Annotated in this window: 12 protein-coding genes; all 12 read right to left on the bottom strand. The window is 65.0% G+C overall.

What is annotated here, in order from left to right; genetic code table 11:
* Window positions 1–12: 12 nt before the first annotated feature.
* The 12 genes from QGV54_RS10555 to QGV54_RS10500 are packed head-to-tail and all read right to left on the bottom strand — an operon-like array spanning window position 13 to window position 16482.
* Window positions 13–1599: a GH3 auxin-responsive promoter family protein gene (locus QGV54_RS10555; protein WP_281016869.1), complete on the bottom strand. Its 1587-nt coding sequence runs from the start codon at window positions 1597–1599 to the stop codon at window positions 13–15.
* A 49-nt stretch (window positions 1600–1648) separates the two neighbouring features.
* On the bottom strand, window positions 1649–3178 hold the full coding sequence (locus QGV54_RS10550; RefSeq protein ID WP_281016870.1) for a GH3 auxin-responsive promoter family protein: 1530 nt from the start codon (window positions 3176–3178) through the stop codon (window positions 1649–1651).
* Between the two features lie 37 nt (window positions 3179–3215).
* Window positions 3216–5501: a xanthine dehydrogenase family protein molybdopterin-binding subunit gene (locus QGV54_RS10545; RefSeq protein ID WP_281016871.1), complete on the bottom strand. Its 2286-nt coding sequence runs from the start codon at window positions 5499–5501 to the stop codon at window positions 3216–3218.
* On the bottom strand, window positions 5498–6244 hold the full coding sequence (locus tag QGV54_RS10540; RefSeq protein ID WP_281016872.1) for a DUF1194 domain-containing protein: 747 nt from the start codon (window positions 6242–6244) through the stop codon (window positions 5498–5500). Before QGV54_RS10540 ends, QGV54_RS10545 begins: the two co-directional genes overlap by 4 nt.
* 53 nt (window positions 6245–6297) lie before the next feature.
* Complete coding sequence (gene asnB / locus QGV54_RS10535; RefSeq protein WP_281016873.1) at window positions 6298–8196, bottom strand: asparagine synthase (glutamine-hydrolyzing); 1899 nt, start codon at window positions 8194–8196, stop codon at window positions 6298–6300.
* Window positions 8197–8223: 27 nt separating this feature from the next.
* Window positions 8224–9399, bottom strand: coding sequence for an ABC transporter permease (locus QGV54_RS10530; RefSeq protein WP_281016874.1), 1176 nt, complete (start codon window positions 9397–9399; stop codon window positions 8224–8226).
* The gene (locus tag QGV54_RS10525) at window positions 9396–10421 is read right to left on the bottom strand and encodes an ABC transporter permease (protein WP_281016875.1); all 1026 of its coding nucleotides are present in this window, start codon (window positions 10419–10421) and stop codon (window positions 9396–9398) included. The genes QGV54_RS10530 and QGV54_RS10525 overlap by 4 nt, the downstream gene beginning before the upstream one ends.
* Before the next feature lie 23 nt (window positions 10422–10444).
* Window positions 10445–12373: an ABC transporter substrate-binding protein gene (locus QGV54_RS10520; RefSeq protein ID WP_281016876.1), complete on the bottom strand. Its 1929-nt coding sequence runs from the start codon at window positions 12371–12373 to the stop codon at window positions 10445–10447.
* Window positions 12370–14268, bottom strand: a complete 1899-nt coding sequence (locus tag QGV54_RS10515; protein WP_281016877.1) for an ABC transporter ATP-binding protein — start codon at window positions 14266–14268, stop codon at window positions 12370–12372. Before QGV54_RS10515 ends, QGV54_RS10520 begins: the two co-directional genes overlap by 4 nt.
* A complete protein-coding gene (locus QGV54_RS10510) occupies window positions 14265–14774 on the bottom strand; it encodes a hypothetical protein (protein WP_281016878.1) in 510 nt (169 codons plus the stop codon). Before QGV54_RS10510 ends, QGV54_RS10515 begins: the two co-directional genes overlap by 4 nt.
* Complete coding sequence (locus QGV54_RS10505; RefSeq protein WP_281016879.1) at window positions 14771–15904, bottom strand: glycosyltransferase; 1134 nt, start codon at window positions 15902–15904, stop codon at window positions 14771–14773. The genes QGV54_RS10510 and QGV54_RS10505 overlap by 4 nt, the downstream gene beginning before the upstream one ends.
* Entirely contained in the window at window positions 15901–16482 is a 582-nt protein-coding gene (locus QGV54_RS10500; RefSeq protein ID WP_281016880.1) for a histidine phosphatase family protein, read from the bottom strand. The genes QGV54_RS10505 and QGV54_RS10500 overlap by 4 nt, the downstream gene beginning before the upstream one ends.
* Between the last annotated feature and the right edge of the window lie 3 nt (window positions 16483–16485).

The raw sequence follows: 16485 nt of genomic DNA, 5'->3' as shown, positions 1-16485 counted from the left end.
AGGCCGAGGGGTTCAGGCGGAAAGGGGCAGACGCCGGGAACTGCCCGCGTCCTGCTGCGGATAGCGGAGTTCCGGGCTCTCGGCCGCGATCTCGTGCGTCATCATCGTGAAGCGTGACGGATCGCTGATCACGCGCGGCACCTTGTGCTGCCCGCCGGACTTGCCCTTGCGCGCCATCCAGCGGGCAAAGGTGCCGGGATTGACGAAGCGGAGGCTCGGACCCGCCATGCCGACACCGTTGCGGCGGTGCGTGCCGTAGTCACGACTGAGCGCGTCCAGCGTCGAATCCACCGTTTCCCGGAAGGCGGCGGCGCGCTGGGCCAGGATCGGGTCCGTGACCGGTGTTCCGGTCTCCACGATGAACAGGTGATGCCCGACCGTGCCCTTCCGGCGGGAGAGGACCGGGCCGACGCAATATTCATTGACGGTCAGCCCGGTTGCGTGCGCGGCGGCATTGACCGCCTGGTCGATCTCCGTGCCGATCAGGTGTTCGCCGAACGCACTCAGCATGTAGGACGTGCGGCCCGTGATCAGCAGCCGGGGCGGCTTGCGGTCCACGAAGCGCACGGTGTCGCCGATGCGGTAGGCGAACATGCCGGAATTGGTGGTCAGGATGATGGCATAGTCCTCGCCGGTCTCCAGATTGCCGACCCAGTGGCGCACGGGCCGGTCCGCGTCCAGTTCCGACAGGGGCACGAACTCGAAGAAGATGCCGTTGTCGGCCATCAGCCGCATGCCTTCGCCACTGCCACGGTCGGCGATGGCGATGAAGCCCTCGCTCGCCGGATAGACCTCCCGGGTCGCGGCACTGGTCTGCTGCAGGAAAGGGCGGAAACGTTCCCGGTACAGGTCCCAGGCGACACCGCCATGCACCAGCAACTGCAGGTCGGGAAAGGGGGGCGCGCCGCCGGTCAGTTCGTGCAGCCGCTCGAACAGGATCAGCAGCCAGGTAGGCGTTCCGGAGATCATGCTGATCCGCTGGTGCAGCGACAGCCGCGCCAGCGTCTCCAGCTTCTCCTCCCAGTTGTCCAGCAGCGCCAGTTCCGGCGGCGGGAAGGAGAAGGCGCGCATCCAGCGTGCCTGGGTGCTGGCCGCTATGCCCGAGAGGTCGCCGCCGCGCACGCCGTGTCCCAGGTCTCGGAACGCGGTCGATCCGCCCAGCATGAAGGTGCGTCCCGCCAGCGGGCGGCTCTCGGGATGGTTGGCCAGGTGATGCACCGCAACATCGATGGCCGCGCGCCGGTTGCTGCGAATCATGGCGTCGGAGACGGGCAGGTACTTGGTGCGCCCCGTGGTCGTGCCGGAACTGGTCGCCATGAAGCGCACCCGACCGGACCAGGTCAGTCCGGCAACATCGGGAAAGCCCTCCGACCAGTAATCGTTCCAGAAATCCTCGTAACTGCGGATGGGCACCCGGTCCTGGAAGTCGTGGATCGAGCGGATTCCGGCGAAGTCGTGGTCGTGCGCGAAACGTGTCTTCCGCGCCTGGCGGAGAAGCCCGTGCAACTGGGCCTGCTGCACCCCGACCGTATCCTGCTGCCGCAGCGCGGCGGCGCGGCGACGGGCAACAAGCGACAGCAATGGCGACGGATCGAACATGCCTGATCATCGTCAGGCACCACTACAGGCATATGACCATGGTCCGGTGTCAGCCCTGGTCGGGCGCAGGCGCCGCCGCGATCTCCCCGACCATGGCCATGAACCTGCCCGCGTCGGTGACGACGCGCGGCACCTTGTGCTGGCCGCCGGACTTGCCCTTCGTCGCCATCCAGCGCTCGAACGCGCCCGGCGGCAGGAACCTTAACTCCGGCGGGTTCATGCCCGTGTCGTTGATGCGGTGCGCCAGGTAGTCCTCGTTCAGGTCCTGCAGCACCTGGTCCACCGTGGCGGCGAATCGCTCTGCCTGCGCGGCATCGGGGTCGGTCGCGGCCTCCACCAGGTAGAGATGATGGCCGACGCCGCGGCGCTGTTCGGGCAGTACGGCACCGACGCTGTACTCGTTCACCACCATGCCCGACACTTCCGCCGCGCGGTTGACGGCGCTGTCGAGTTCGCTGCCGATCAGATGCTCGCCGAAGGCGGAGAGCATGTAGGACGTGCGCCCGGTGATCAGCAGGCGCGGTGGCGTGCGGTCCACGAACCGTACCGTGTCCCCGATCAGATAGGCGAACATGCCGGAGTTGGAGGACAGCACGATGGCATAGTCCTCACCCGTCTCCAGGTTGCCCACCCAATGCCGCACGGGGTTCTCCGCCCCCAGCTCGGACAGTGGGATGAACTCGAAGAAGATTCCGTTGTCCAGGATCAGGCGCAGACCCTCGCCATCGCCCCGGTCGGCGACGCCGATGAAGCCCTCGCTGGCCGGATAGACCTCACGCGTTTCCGCCCGCGTCTGTTCCAGGAATGGCCTGAAACGGTCGCGATAGAGGTCCCAGGCGACGCCGCCATGCACCACCAGTTCCAGATCCGGGAAGGGGGCCTTGCCGCCCGTCAGTTCATGCAGCCGCTCGAACAGGATCAGCATCCAGCCCGGTGTGCCGGTCAGCATGCTGATGCGCTGGTCCAGCGACAGCCGCGCCAGACGCTCCAGCTTCTCCTCCCAGTCATCCAGCAGCGCCAGATCGGCGGGCGGGAAGGAAAGGCCGCGCATCCAGGCGGACTGGCCCTTGACGGCAATGCCCGACAGGTCGCCGCTGAGGACACCCTGCCCCTGATCGACCAGAGCCGTTGACCCGCCCAGCATGAAGGTCTTGCCGCTGAGGGGCCGACTGTCGGGACGGTTGGCCAGATGATGTACAGCCACGTCGATGGCGGCGCGCTTGTTGGCCCGCATCATCGCCGGTGTCACGGGCAGGTACTTGGTGGTGCCGGACGTGGTGCCGGAACTGACCGCCAGCCATGGCGCCCGTCCGGGCCATGTCTGGCCGGACAGATCGGGAAAGGCCCCGGACCAGTACGCCTGCCAGAAATCCTCATAGGCGCGGACGGGCACCCGGGCCTGAAAATCGGCAATGGTCCGGATGCGGTCGAAATCATGATCGCGCCCGAACCGCGTGCCCCGTGCCTTTCGCACCAGTCCCAGCAGTTGCCGGGTCTGTGTCTCCACGGGATCCTGATGTTTCAGCACGCCCAGCCGGTAGCGCGCGTACAGCTTCAGCAACGGGGTGAAGTCAGGCATCAGTCGGTTGGTTTCAGGTCAGTGGGCCGCATGTGTTTCAGCGCGCATTCAGGGCCCGCCAGACCTGCGCAGGCGTGAAGGGCGGGTCGAGGTCCATCGTGATCCCCTGACGCTGCAGCACGTCATGGACAGCGTTGGCGATCGCCGCCGGAGCACCATTCGATCCCATCTCCCCGATCCCGCGCGCGCCGAGGATGTTCGTTGACGAGGCGGTCTCGTGGAAATTCACGTCCAGCCCGGGCAGGTCGTCGGCGCGGGGCATGCAATAGTCCATCAGCGAACCGCTCAGCAGTTGCCCGCTGTCCGGGTCGTAGACGGCATGTTCCAGCAGGATTGCGCCGACACCCTGCGCCAGTGCGCCCTGCGACTGTCCGGCAAGCAGGGTCGGATTGATGATCGTGCCCGCGTCGTCGACGGCGCCCAGGCGGTCGAGGCTGACCTTGCCCGTATCGGGATCGATCTCGACCTCGGCGATGACCACGCCATGGGGGAAGGCGGCAACGGAATCGGCAAACTCCTGTGTTGCTGCCAGAGGCTCCTCTTCGGCCAGATCGAACAGGCTGACCTGCCTGTCGGTGCCGGTGATACGAAAGGTGCCCTCCAGGAACTCGATGTCCTCGACCGCAGTCTCCAGCCGGTCGGCGGCGCGCTGGCGACCGATCCGGATCACTTCATCCGCCGTTCGCGTCAGGGTCGCGCCGGAGATGATGGTGGAGGAGGAGCCACCGGTGCCGCCGCCACGCACCAGCCGCTCGGTGTCGCCCTGCCGGACATCGATCGCGGTCGCCGGAATGCCCAGCCGGTCGGCCAGGATCTGCGCGAAGATGGTCTCATGCCCCTGGCCGGTGGACTGGGTCCCGGTCCATGCCTCGATCCGTCCCGTTGCACCATTCACGGTGACGGTGCTGGTCTCGTTCGTCGCGCCGCCAACGGGATGCATGTTGCAGGCGATGCCGCGCCCGCGCAGCAGTCCCCGTTTGGCACTGTCCGCCCTCCGCCCCTCGAAGCCCTGCCAGTCGAGCCTTTCCAGCGCCGCGTCCAGGATCGCCGGATAGTCGCCGCCGTCATAGCTCATCCCCAGCGGCGTCTGCCAGGGCATTGCGTCGGGCTGCACCAGATTGCGCCGCCGGATCTCCTCCGGCGCCAGGCCAAGGGCCAGGGCTGCCTTGTCCACCAGCCGTTCCAGTGTCACCACCATCGGCGGCTTGCCGGCACCACGATAGGCGTCGATCGGAACGGTGCTGGTGTACCAGGCGCGGGACCGGATCGCGATACGCGGCAGGGCGTACATTCCGCTCGCCACCTTGGCCAGGCTGTCGGTCGGATTGCCGGGGCCGAAGGTGGACAGGAACGCCCCGAGATCGGCCAGTGCATCGACCTGCAGCGCCAGGAAACGTCCCTCGTCATCGAACCCCAGCGTGGCATTGGTCACCTGCGGGCGCGCATGGGTCTCCGACACGAAGCTCTCGGTACGGGACGAGGTCCAGCGCACGGGCCGCTGCAGCTTCTCTGCGGCCCAGACAACCGCCGCCTGTTCGGGGTAGGCGAAGAACTTCGGGCCGAAGCCGCCGCCGACGTCGTGCGCGACAACCCGCAGCTTCTCCTTCGGCCAGTGCAGCGCATTGCGGGCGATCTGATGGTGCAGCAGATGCACGCCCTGACAGGCGCTGGTCAGTTCGATGCGGTCGTTCGCCGGGTCCGGTCGTGCCACCACGGCACGCCCTTCCAGCGCCGCGCCGCAGATCCGCTGGGTCCGCAGCCGCAGCGAAACCGTATGTGGCGCGGTGGCGATGGCGTCCGCCGTGCCTTCCCAGTCACCGGTGCCCCAGTCGAAGATCATGTTGCCGGGGGCCGCGTCGTGCAGGGCAGGGGATTCGGTTCCCGCCTCCGTCACCGCGCCCAGATCCTCGATCTCGAACCAGACCAGATCGGCGGCGTCGCGGGCGGCGGCCATGCTCTCCGCCACGATCAGCGCCAGCGGCTGGCCGACGTGATGCACATGCGTCCGGGGCAGGATCGGGCGATAGGCCTCGATCATGCTTGTGCCGTCCCGGTTGGTGACCGGAGCCGTTGTCTTCAGGGTGCCGAGGCCGTCGTTCGCCGCGTCCTCTCCGGTCAGGATGGCGACAACGCCGGGCACGGCGCGCGCATCATCCAGTGTGGCGGACAGGATGCGCCCATGGGCCACTTCGGAACGGACGAACAGACCGACCAGATCGCCCTCCGCCGCCAGATCATCGGTATAGCGGCCCGCACCGCGGACAAGGCGGTTGTCTTCCCGGCGCGTGGCACTGGCGCCGATTCCGTCGAGCATCTTCGTCATTGCAGTACGCGCTCCCTGTCGGGGTCAATATCCAGCAGTGCCATCGGATTGCCGATGATCTCCCGCACCAGTTTCAGGCGGATGGCGCGGGCGAAGTCAACATAGTTGGTGGCGGTGATCAGGAACGATCCCGGCCCGACGATCAGGTCGGAGCGGTAGTAGATATCCAGCCTCGGTTCCTCGTTCAGGATGGCCACGCCATTCACCGTGACATAGGCGGCGCGCGCCATCTCGCGCGCTTCACGTGGCAGGATGCCGTCATTGCTGCCCCCGTCACCTGAAACATCGATCACCCGCCGGCGGACATCGAAATCCAGGCTGTCGAACAGTTTCAGGGACTCGGTCACGGCCTCGCCAAGCGCCGTCCGCCCGCCCCTGACCTGGCGTTCCGCATCCGCGATCCGCTGGGCAAGCTGTTCGATGTCCTCGTCCCTGCGCAGCACGGTCCATGGGATGACCTGCGCCTGCTCCCCCTTTCCGGACCATTGCATCAGTGTCACGGCCATCCCCAGCGGCGCGCCGGTGCGCACGGCCTGGCGCACGGATTCATGGCGAAACGCGTTGGCCAGCCCCAGCATCTGAAGCCGGTATTCCGCATTGTCGACACTGGTGGAGGTATCCACGGCAAGCACGAGAGCCAGATCAAGCCGCCGATCGAACTGCGCCTCGACCGGGCGCGCGAGGCAGTTGAGCGCGGCAAGGAAAATCGCCAGCGCGATCACGGGGGAGGGGGAGGTACGCATGATGCCCCGAGTGTCGCCCTGACGCACTGGCAGGGTAAAGCTGTTTCTCGGTATCAGACCGTCAGGCCGAACCGGCGCAGGAACAGCTCCAGCGTGACCAGGGTCCAGATCAGTTTCTCGTGGTTCTGGCGGCCCCGGTTATGGTCGCCCAGCGTGCGCTCCAGTTCGCCACGGTCGTAGAGATCACGGCTGAGAGAACCGGTGCCGGTCAGGTGATCGTGGACCCAGTCCCGCATGGAGGTGCGGAACCAGTCGTTCACCGGTACGCGGAATCCGACCTTCGGGCGTTCCAGGATCTCGGCGGGCAGGATGCGTTTCATGCCCTGGCGCAGCAGCCACTTGTCTTGCCCCCCGCGGATCCGGCAGTCGTCGGGCAGACGGGAGACCACCTGGGCCAGCTCGTGATCCATGAAGGGCATCCGCCCCTCGATGGAAGCGGCCATGGTCATGCGGTCGCCACGCTCCAGCAGGTTGTCGGGTAGCCATGATGTCTGGTCGAAGTACTGCAGGCGGCGCAGCGGGCTCGTGCCCGGTGCCGTCCGGAACGGAAAGCTGTCGGGGGGCGTGCGGTTCAGGTCATCATCGGCCGGCCCGGCCAGCAGGCGCGCGGTGGCGTCAGGTCCCAGCGCACCGAACCAGCGCGGGAAGCGATCCTCGACGCTTCGCTGGTCCAGGCTGTCGAACAGGGTCTTCACCCGCCGGAACGAGTAGGGCAGGGCGCTGACCAGGGGCCGCACGAGACCCCGATGCAAGGCGTTGGGCATCAGCGTGTGGTAGCGGCTGGCATGCCGCTCGAAGCGGTGTTTCGGATAGCCGGCAAGGATCTCGTCGGAACCTTCGCCGGTCAGCACCATCTTCACGGTCCGGGATGCCTCCACCGACAGCAGGTAGATCGGAATGTCCGATGGCTCCGCCACGGGCGCATCGCGGTAGCCGATCAGGTTCGGCAGGTGGTCCATCAGGGTATCGGCGGAGACCTCCAACTCGTGATGGCTGGTGGAGAACTGTTCGGCGATGTCGCGGGCGTAGCGCAGTTCGCTGTATGCGCCTTCCCTGAAGCCGACCGAGAAGGTGCGGACCGGCAGCTCACTCCGTGCCGCCATCAGCGCAACGATGGCGGATGAATCTATGCCACCCGACAGGAAGGCCCCGAAGGGCACATCCGAGGCCATGCGCAGGCTGACGGATTCCTGCAGCACATCCATGAAGGCGCTGACCGGATCATCCGTTTCAAGGGGCGACTGCGGGCTGCCGTCGGGCGGTGACCAGTAGCGACTGACCTTCAGCGATCCATCCTGCCAGACGGCCACGGAGGCGGGGGGCAGCTTTTCGATGCCTTCAAAGAAGGTATCCGGCCCCGGGACATAGCGGTAGTTCAGGTAGGACGGGATGACGCCCGTATTCAGGCGCGGGACATAGCCGGGGACCGCCAGCAGTGCCTTGATCTCGGAGGCGAAGAAGGTGCCTCCCCCCTGCCGCAGCATGAAGACCGGCTTCTTGCCGAAACGGTCGCGGGTGACGGTCAGCCGCTCGGCCTCATGTTCCCAGACCATATGGGCGAACATGCCGCGCAGGCGGCGCACCGCGTCCGGCCCCCAATGCGCGTGTGCGGCCAGCACGACCTCCGAGTCGGACGTGGTCTCGAACCGGTAGCCGGCGGCCTTCAGTTCCTCCCGCAGGGTGACGTAGTTGTAGACCTCCCCATTGAAGACCATGGAGAGGCGGCGCCCGTCCGGCGCGGTATAGTGCATCGGCTGGTCGCCGGTGGTCAGGTCGATGATCGCGAGTCGGCGATGGCCAAGTCCCGCCTGATGCCGCCCGTCGCGGGTGGCGCAGAACAGATGTCCTTCACCATCCGGGCCGCGATGGGCGATCCGGTCGGTCATGGCATGCAGCACACTTTCAGGCGGGCCGCCGTCGGTCGCAGTGATCCAGCCCGCTATGCCGCACATCAGCCAAGCGGTCCCGTTGCCGGGCCTCTACTTGTAGGGGTCAGCCGCGTCACGCAATCCATCACCCAGGAAGTTGAACGCCAGCACAACGACGATGACAGGCACCATGGGCCAGAGCAGCCAGGGGGTCAGGACGACAGCGTTCAGGTTCTGCGCCTCGTTCAGCAGGACACCCCATGACGTTATCGGTGGTCTGAGCCCGATCCCGAGGAAGGACAGTGCGGTCTCACCCAGGATCATGGCCGGGATCGAGAGGGAGGCCGAGGCGATCAGATGGCTCATGAAGCTCGGCAGCAGGTGCCGGCTGATGATGCGCGTCGGGCTGGCACCCATCAACTGCGCAGCGACCGTGAAGTCCTCTTCCCGCAACGCCAGCAGCTTGGAACGCACGGCGCGCGCCAGGGATGGCCAGTCGAACAGGGCAAGGATGACCGTGATGCCGAAGTAGATGAGCAATGGCGACCAGTTGGCGGGCAGGGCCGCGGACAGGGCCATCCAGAGCGGCAGTTCCGGGAAGCTGCGGATCATCTCGATGACGCGCATGATGATGTTGTCGACCCAGCCGCCGTAGTAACCGGCCAGGCCCCCCATCACGAGCCCCATGATGAACGACAGCGTGATGCCGATCAGACCGACGGTCAGCGAGATACGCGCGCCATAGACGATGCGGCTGAAGATGTCGCGTCCCAGTCTGTCCGTGCCGAACAGGAAGAACGTTCCCCCCTCCGCCGGACAGACGAAGTGGAAACTGCCCTCGATCAGGCCGAGATACTCGTACTCGTCGCCGAAACAGAAGAACTGCAGCGGCTGCACCTGTGTCTTGTCCTCGGTGTAGATACGCTGCCGCATGACCTGATCCTTGGTCAGCGTGTAGCCATAGACGAAGGGACCGACGAATTCGCCTTCGTGAAACAGGTTGATGGACTGCGGCGGAGCCAGGATGTGCTTGGCGTCGCGGGTATGCAGGTCGTAGGGGGCAACCATCTCGCTGATCACCACCGAGAGGTAGAAGATGGCGAGAATGATCCCGGCCACGACGGCGACCTTGTGGCGCTTGAACTTCCACCACATCAGCTGCCACTGCGACGCCAGATAGAATTTCTCCTGCTCCGGCGTCAGGGTCTCGCGCGACTGCGGATCAAAGGGCCGGTCATCGACCCAGTGGTCCAGCTGCTGCTTGTCGTCCTGATCGGTGACACTCATTTCGCGACACCTCCACCAAGCCGAATTCGGGGATCAAGCGCTGCCAGCAGCAGATCGGAAATCAGCATGCCGAGAACCGTCAGGAACGCCAGGAACATCAGGATCGATCCGGCCAGGTACTGGTCCTGGCTCTGCAGCGCCTGCAGCAGGATCGGTCCGAGGGTCGGCAACTGCATCACCACCGCGACGATGGCCGAACCGGAGACGATGGACGGCAACAGGTTGCCGATGTCGGCGATGAACGGGTTCAGCGCCATGCGCACCGGGTACTTCATGATCAGCTTGCCGCGCGGTACGCCCTTGGCGCGGGCGGTCACCACGTACTGGCGCTGCAGCTCGTCCAGCAGGTTGGCGCGCAGCCTGCGGATCATGCCTGCGGTGCCGGAGGTGCCGATGACGATGACCGGCGCCACCAGATGCGCGAAGACGGAGACGGCCTTGCCCCACGACCAGTCCTGACCGAGGTACTCGGGATCCATCAGGCCACCGATGGAGACACCGAACCACAGGTTGGCGAAATACATCATGATCAGCGCCAGCAGGAAGTTCGGGGTGGCGAGACCGAGATAGCCAAGGAACGTGAAGCCGTAGTCGCCGATGGAGTACTGCCGGGTCGCGGAATAAACGCCGATGGGAAAGGACACCAGATAGATGAAGAAGATGGTGGTGAAGTTCAGGATGCAGGACAGCAGCACCCGGTCGCCCACGACGTCGGACACGGGCATGTCCTGTTCGAACGCCCAGCCCCAGTTGCCCTGCAGCAGGCCATTGAAACCGGTCGGTCCGGGCCAGAAGCCCATCCACATGCCGTACTGGATGATCTCCGGCTGATCGAGGCCGTACTGCTTGCGCAGGAACTCGACCTTCTCCAGCGCCGCAGCCTCGCCCTGGGCCTGCAGTTCCTGAACCAGATTGGACAGATAGTCGCCTTCAGGAAGCTGAATGATCAGGAACGTGATCACGGAGATCGCGATCAGCGTCGGGATCATGATCAGCAGGCGATGAATGATGTAGGTGAACATCCGCTTTCACATCTTTCCGACGGTCAGGATCTGTTGCGCAGTTCTGGCGTGTCGTACCAGAAGCTGTCAGGGCGATAGAGTCCGAAATACGCACCGGGATCCCAGTGGTAGATACCTTCGCGCGGGACGTTGCGCAGTCCGCGCCGTACGACAATCGGCTGCGGGACGGAGGAGACGATGCCGATCGAGTAGACCTGCTCGGCATTGATCTCCAGGATCTCGTCCCAGATACGTTTCTTCTCGGCCCGCTCCGAAGCGAGGTCCCATTCCTCCACCAGCCGAACCAGCTTCGACGGAATCTCCATGTCGGGTGCCTCGCCCATGGTGCCGCCGGACTCGTGGTACAGGCCCCATTTCGGCCATTGCAGGCCAAGCTGGCTGGTGGGGGCCAGTTCCTCGGGGCTGGTATTGGGCGTTGCCAGACCGGCCTGAATGCCTGTCCAGACGGAAATCTGTGCCAGACCGGCATAGACCCGGTTGCGGAAGGTGTCGCGCTGTGACGGCTTGATGAACATCTTCACGCCGACCTCGCGCCAGGTCTCCTCGATCAGTTCCAGGATGTCCGTCTGCTGCGGGTCCTCGCCGGATGTCTCGACAATGATCTCCAGCTTGCGCCCGTCAGGCAGCAGGCGGATACCGCCCGGCCCCTTCTTCGTCAGGCCGATCTCGTCCAGCAGCCGCCGTGCCGCCTTCTTGTCATAGCGCGTCCAGTCGCCCTGATACTCGGGCTTGAAGAGCGGACTGCGTTCCAGAACCAGATTGCTGGCCGCTTCCGCATCACCGAAATAGACAACCTCGTTGATCAGTTCGCGGTCGATGGCGAGGGACAGCGCGCGCCGGAACCGTACATCACGGAACAGGTCGCGATAGACCGGATCGTCATAGTTCAGGTTGGGGTACAGGGCGACCGTCGCACCCATCGCCTGCCGCCAGGCCAGGGTATCGTAGTTGCCGCGATCCTCCGCCTGTTTCAGGAAGGTCCAGTCGGTCAGCGCCAGCCCCAGGGCCTGAAGGTCGGTCTGGCCCGAGCCGGCCTGCGCCGCGATCAGCGCGGGGGCTGCAACCGTCAGGATGAAGCGGTCGACGTAGGGGAGCTGACGACCGTTCTCGTCGATCTTGTGATAGAACGGATTGCGCAGTCCCACAAAGCGGCCCGACGACTTGTCCTTGGTCGAGTTCTTCCAGGGTTGCAGGGTCGGCTGCTTGATATTGTCGAACCGGTACATGCGGTCACGCCGGTTGTGCAGCGATGCCCAGCTTGGACGCCTGCTGTCCTCCACGGCCTTCGCAAGTTTCTCCGGGTCGGCGTACCTGACATGAAACCGGCGCAGGTAATGTGCCGGACGATAGATGAACAGCGGCGATGCACCGGCGATGCGCGGCAGGAAGTAGGGGTTCGGCTTCGGCCAAGTGTAGCGGACCGTATGCGCGTCCGGAAACTCGACGATCGGCGGGGCACCATCGACCAGCATGTAGGAGGGGATGCCGCCGGGATTGAGTTCCTCGTTCAGCACCACGTCTTCCCACCAGTAGCGGAAATCTTCGGCCGTGAAGGGGGCACCGTCCGACCACTTGTGACCGCGGCGCAGGTGGAACGTGAAACTGCGCCCCTCCACGACCTCCAGGTCGCGGACCAGATCGGGCTCCAGCTCATATTCCTGATTGTACCCCACCAGACGGGCGTAGCTGTAGACCACCATGTGGCGCAGATAGCGCTCACGCGGGATCAGCATGTTGATATCGCCGCCCTGGATGCCAGGCGCGCCATCGGTGCTCGCAAAACTCACGATGAACGGTTCGTCGGGAATGCGTTCCTGGATCCGCGGCAGTTCGCCCGCCTTCACCGCCTCTTCCAGCATGGGCGTCTCGATCAGGCCCTGCGCCGATACGCTGGCGGCAAGCCCCATGCCCAGGGTGGCCGCGATCAGGGTTGCCGGGATACGGAACCTCATGCCGCAAGCTCCTTCGCGTCGGTGGAGGCTGCCACCCGGACAAAATGCTCCGAGCCCAGGTCCAGCAGTGTCATCTCCGTATGCGCGTCAACGGTGAAGGGCGCGGGCCATTCCTCCGGGATCGACGCCTTGCCCTCCATCAGTGCCGACAGGTCCAGCCGGTCCGAAGGATCGGGCTTCGGCACCGCCTTCAGCAACGCGCGGGTATAGGGGTGCACCGGGTTGCGGAAGAGTTCCTCCCGCGGGGCCGTTTCCACCAACCGGCCACGGCACATCACGGCAATGCGGTCGGCCATGTAGTCGATGACCGCCAGGTTGTGCGAAACGAACAGATAGGTCAGGCCCATCTTCTCCTTCAGGTCCTTCAGCAGGTTCAGCACCTGCGCCTGAATGGACACGTCCAGCGCCGAGACCGGCTCGTCGCAGATCAGCAGTTCGGGTTGCAGGGCCAGGGCGCGGGCGATGCCGATACGCTGTCGCTGACCGCCGGAGAAACTGTGCGGATAGCGGCGCAGGAAACGCACATCCAGCCCGACCAGTGACATCAGTTCCTTCACCCGTTCGACGCGCTCTTCCTTGTCCGCCACCTTGTGGATCACCAGCGGCTCCGAGATGATATCGAAGACCGTCATGCGGGGATTCAGGGAACTGAAGGGGTCCTGGAACATGAACTGGACCTTGCGGCGATAATCGAACAGCTTCTTGCCGCGCAGCTTCAGCACATCGACCTGGGTGCCACTGTCGTTGAACAGCACATCGCCGCTGTCGGGACCCAGGGCGCGCATGATCACCTTCGACGTGGTGGTCTTGCCGCAGCCGGATTCGCCAACCAGTCCCAGGCATTCGCCGCGATTGATGTGGAATGACACGTCATCCACCGCCAGCACGCGACCCGCGTCCTTGCCGGACAGGATGCCGGTCTTGCGGGTGCCGTAGCTCTTGGTCAGGCCACGGATCTCCAGCAGCGGTTTCCTGGCATCCGGCGCATTCTCCGGCCAGGGCTTGCGCGGCTGCAGCAGCGCCCCGTCCAGTTCCGCCTTGATCTCCCGGATCGGGACCAGCCGCTCCCCCACGGCCATGTCGAAGCGCGGCACGGCCCGCAGCAGGGCCTGCAGGTAAGGGTGTTGCGGCGCGGCGAAGAGGTCGGTCAGCGTCCCGCGTTCCATCACACGGCCGTGGTACATGACCACGATCTCGTCAGCCATGTTGGCGACCACGCCCAGATCGTGCGTGATCATGAGGATGGCCATCCCCAGTTCCTTCTGGAGATCGTTCATCAGCTTCAGGATCTGGGCCTGGATGGTCACATCCAGCGCCGTGGTCGGTTCGTCGGCGATCAGCAGGGCAGGGCGGCAGACCAGTGCCATGGCGATGACCGCACGCTGGCGCAGGCCGCCGGAAAGCTCGAACGGATAGGTCGTCAGGGCCTTCTTCGGGTTCGGAAAGCCGACCAGCCGCAGCATCTCCTCCGAAATCTCCAGGCCCTGCTTGATGTTGGAGCGACCGTGGACACGCAGTGCCTCCGACACCTGATCGCCGATGGTGTGCAGCGGCGACAAACTGGTCATCGGCTCCTGAAAGACGATGGAAATACGGTTGCCACGGATGCCGCGCATCTCCGGCCCGTCGCGCTTCAGCTTGGTGATGTCGACGAAGCTGCCGCGCTTCTCCGTGTCGAACAGCAGGATCTCGCCCTGATTGATCTGTGCCGCCTTGGGCAGGATCCCCATGATCGCCTGCGAAATGACGGTCTTGCCCGAACCGGACTCACCGACCAGGGCGACGGTCTTGCCCTCCGGAACCCTGAATGAAACGCCATCGACGGCCTTGACCACGCCCTCGGGCACATGGAATTCGACCTTGAGATCGCGAACGCGCAATACGTTCGTGCTCATGCTTGTTCGTCTCCCGATTCGGTCGGAAGGTTCAGCCCGATTGCCCCGGCATTGTGCCGTGTAACGCCATCCAGACGCGCCCCGTTGGCCAAGGCCCCGCGGCAGACGGTATCGGCAAGTGCCTTGAAACCGTCCAGCGTCTGGTCAACGCGGATCGTCGTGCCGCCCCCCTTGATGACCAGTTGCATCCAGCCTGCCGAGCGATCCCGCCAGGTCGAATAATATCTTATCCGCACTTCCCCTAGCCCATTCCAGGTGACAGAACGATGAAGCAGACCGGTGAATCTTATGCCCACCCCGTCCGCAACGACACGACTGGAATGCCGGATCGCCGTCCTGATCCCGAAAGCCGCAAAAAGCAGTGCGAGCCCCCCAAGCAACCAGAACATGACAGAAGAAACTTCGACAAACAATGCTGGTGCGCCGAATGTTGTGAGGCCGATCACGGCTCTCAGATAGTCCCTCCAGATCGCCCGCAGAGGGTAGCGGCAGGACAGCGGTGTCATGGTGCCACCCCATGCATCAGGGCCGCGGCAGCCTTGTCACCCATGTCCAGTTGAATGTGATTTGCAGCCATTCGCCGAAGCCTTGCGGCGGTGTCGATCGCGGCGATCAGACTGTCCGTGGTCAGCCGGGATTCCGCCACGACCGGGTAGCCCATGGCGGCAAAGCGCTCCGCCCGTCGCGTCTGCTCGGTCTCTGCCCCGCCCGCGAAGGGGACCATGACCGCAGGCGTGCCGGTCGCCAGCAGTTCCGCTGCAGTGTTGTAGCCGATCTGCCCGATGGCCAGCCTTGCCACCGCCAGGCGATCCGTGAAGTCGGGGGCGACGGGTTCGAAGATGGCTCCCGGACCGGCCAGATCGCGCCAGTGAGCTAGCTTGTCGGCGGACACGTTCGGGCCATGTCTGAAGCGCCAGACGAGATGGCCGAGAGCCGACGACCTGCGCGCTGATGCAGCGGCTGTGAACAGGGCATCGCCCACTGCGCCGCCACCGGCGCTGACCAGCACTTCACCCTCTTCGGCAGGAGACGCGACGGGCTGTGCGTCGGTCAGATAGCCCGTATGCAGGACAGTGCCCCGATAGCGGTCCAGGAACGGCGCACTGTCCTGCAGGGGCAGGAAGTCCGCATCCCCGTGCGCGACAACCAGTCTGTAGTAGCGGTTGAGCCATTCCAGCATTTCGGTCTGCCGCCTGGGGCGATGGTTCACGATATCGCGGACGGAACAGGCGATAGTCCGGCAATGCCGGTCGCGATACGCCATCTCCAGCAAGGGCAGCATCTCGAATCGCAATTGACGACGACCAAAGGGAAACAGTTCAGTGACAAGGAGTTCCGGGCGAAAATCCTCATATTGGTTGAGCAGCCGATGGCATCGGTCGCGGCGGAAATCGTCGTCGATCGGCTGATCATTTCCGTCGACCAGCGTGGCGAAGCTCGCATCCGACGCCTGTATCGACGGCAGTTGGATGTGTCGCACTCCGGGGCGGGTCACGATCTGCGGTGCCTCCCGCCCGCCGGAGAGCAGCGCCACATCCATGCCAGCCCGGTCGAGGGCGTTGGCAAGACGCGCCGCCCGGCTCAGGTGGCCGACACCGAGCAGATGCTGGACATGGATCATCGCGCGACTGGTCATGCAGCGACCAGCGGGATGTTCAGCCGGTCGATGCGGAGCCTGCCGTCATCGAAAAGGAATGTCTGCGCCATGTGCCACTTGATAGCGAACGGTGGATCAGAGGTCATGTCCCAACCGCTCGCCCGGGCCAGCGCGGCGCGGATGACACCCTTGTGGCTGACCAGGACCAGTGCGGACTCCTCACGGCTGCTCAGGAAGTCGAGCAGGCGGGTGGCGACCTCCGCAGGTGTTTCGCCACCGGGCGGACGCATGTGAATGCCGCGCGCTTCACTGCGGCGCATGCCCGCCGGATCGGCGGCTATCAGATCCGCGTGGGTATGGCCCTCCCAATCGCCGAAGTTCATCTCCATCAGCCGCGCGTCCGTTGTATGGGGGCGACTGCCGGACAGGATCCGCGCCGTCTCCGTCGCACGCGTCAGCGGGCTGCTGATCCAGACCTCCGCATCCTGTGCCGGTGCCAGCCTCAGACCTTCCAGCGCCTGCCGCCCCGTGTCCGACAGGGGAATATCGGTGCGGCCCTGTATGCGCCTTTCGGCATTCCATGCCGTCCGGCCATGGCGGAGCATGGTTATGCGCATCGG

It is taken from the genome of Minwuia sp. IMCC3060 (assembly GCF_029909435.1).
Classification (GTDB): Bacteria; Pseudomonadota; Alphaproteobacteria; order Minwuiales; family Minwuiaceae; genus Minwuia.
This window is presented reverse-complemented; position numbering and strand designations above follow the sequence as displayed.

Coding starts and splice junctions, on each gene's coding strand:
- QGV54_RS10530 (WP_281016874.1), bottom strand. CDS start 9,399: ATGAGTGTCACCGATCAGGACGACAAGCAGCAGCTGGACCACTGGGTC.
- QGV54_RS10545 (WP_281016871.1), bottom strand. CDS start 5,501: ATGACGAAGATGCTCGACGGAATCGGCGCCAGTGCCACGCGCCGGGAA.
- QGV54_RS10555 (WP_281016869.1), bottom strand. CDS start 1,599: ATGTTCGATCCGTCGCCATTGCTGTCGCTTGTTGCCCGTCGCCGCGCC.
- QGV54_RS10520 (WP_281016876.1), bottom strand. CDS start 12,373: ATGAGGTTCCGTATCCCGGCAACCCTGATCGCGGCCACCCTGGGCATG.
- QGV54_RS10540 (WP_281016872.1), bottom strand. CDS start 6,244: ATGCGTACCTCCCCCTCCCCCGTGATCGCGCTGGCGATTTTCCTTGCC.
- QGV54_RS10505 (WP_281016879.1), bottom strand. CDS start 15,904: ATGACCAGTCGCGCGATGATCCATGTCCAGCATCTGCTCGGTGTCGGC.
- QGV54_RS10525 (WP_281016875.1), bottom strand. CDS start 10,421: ATGTTCACCTACATCATTCATCGCCTGCTGATCATGATCCCGACGCTG.
- QGV54_RS10515 (WP_281016877.1), bottom strand. CDS start 14,268: ATGAGCACGAACGTATTGCGCGTTCGCGATCTCAAGGTCGAATTCCAT.
- QGV54_RS10550 (WP_281016870.1), bottom strand. CDS start 3,178: ATGCCTGACTTCACCCCGTTGCTGAAGCTGTACGCGCGCTACCGGCTG.
- QGV54_RS10500 (WP_281016880.1), bottom strand. CDS start 16,482: ATGCGCATAACCATGCTCCGCCATGGCCGGACGGCATGGAATGCCGAA.
- QGV54_RS10510 (WP_281016878.1), bottom strand. CDS start 14,774: ATGACACCGCTGTCCTGCCGCTACCCTCTGCGGGCGATCTGGAGGGAC.
- asnB (WP_281016873.1), bottom strand. CDS start 8,196: ATGTGCGGCATAGCGGGCTGGATCACTGCGACCGACGGCGGCCCGCCT.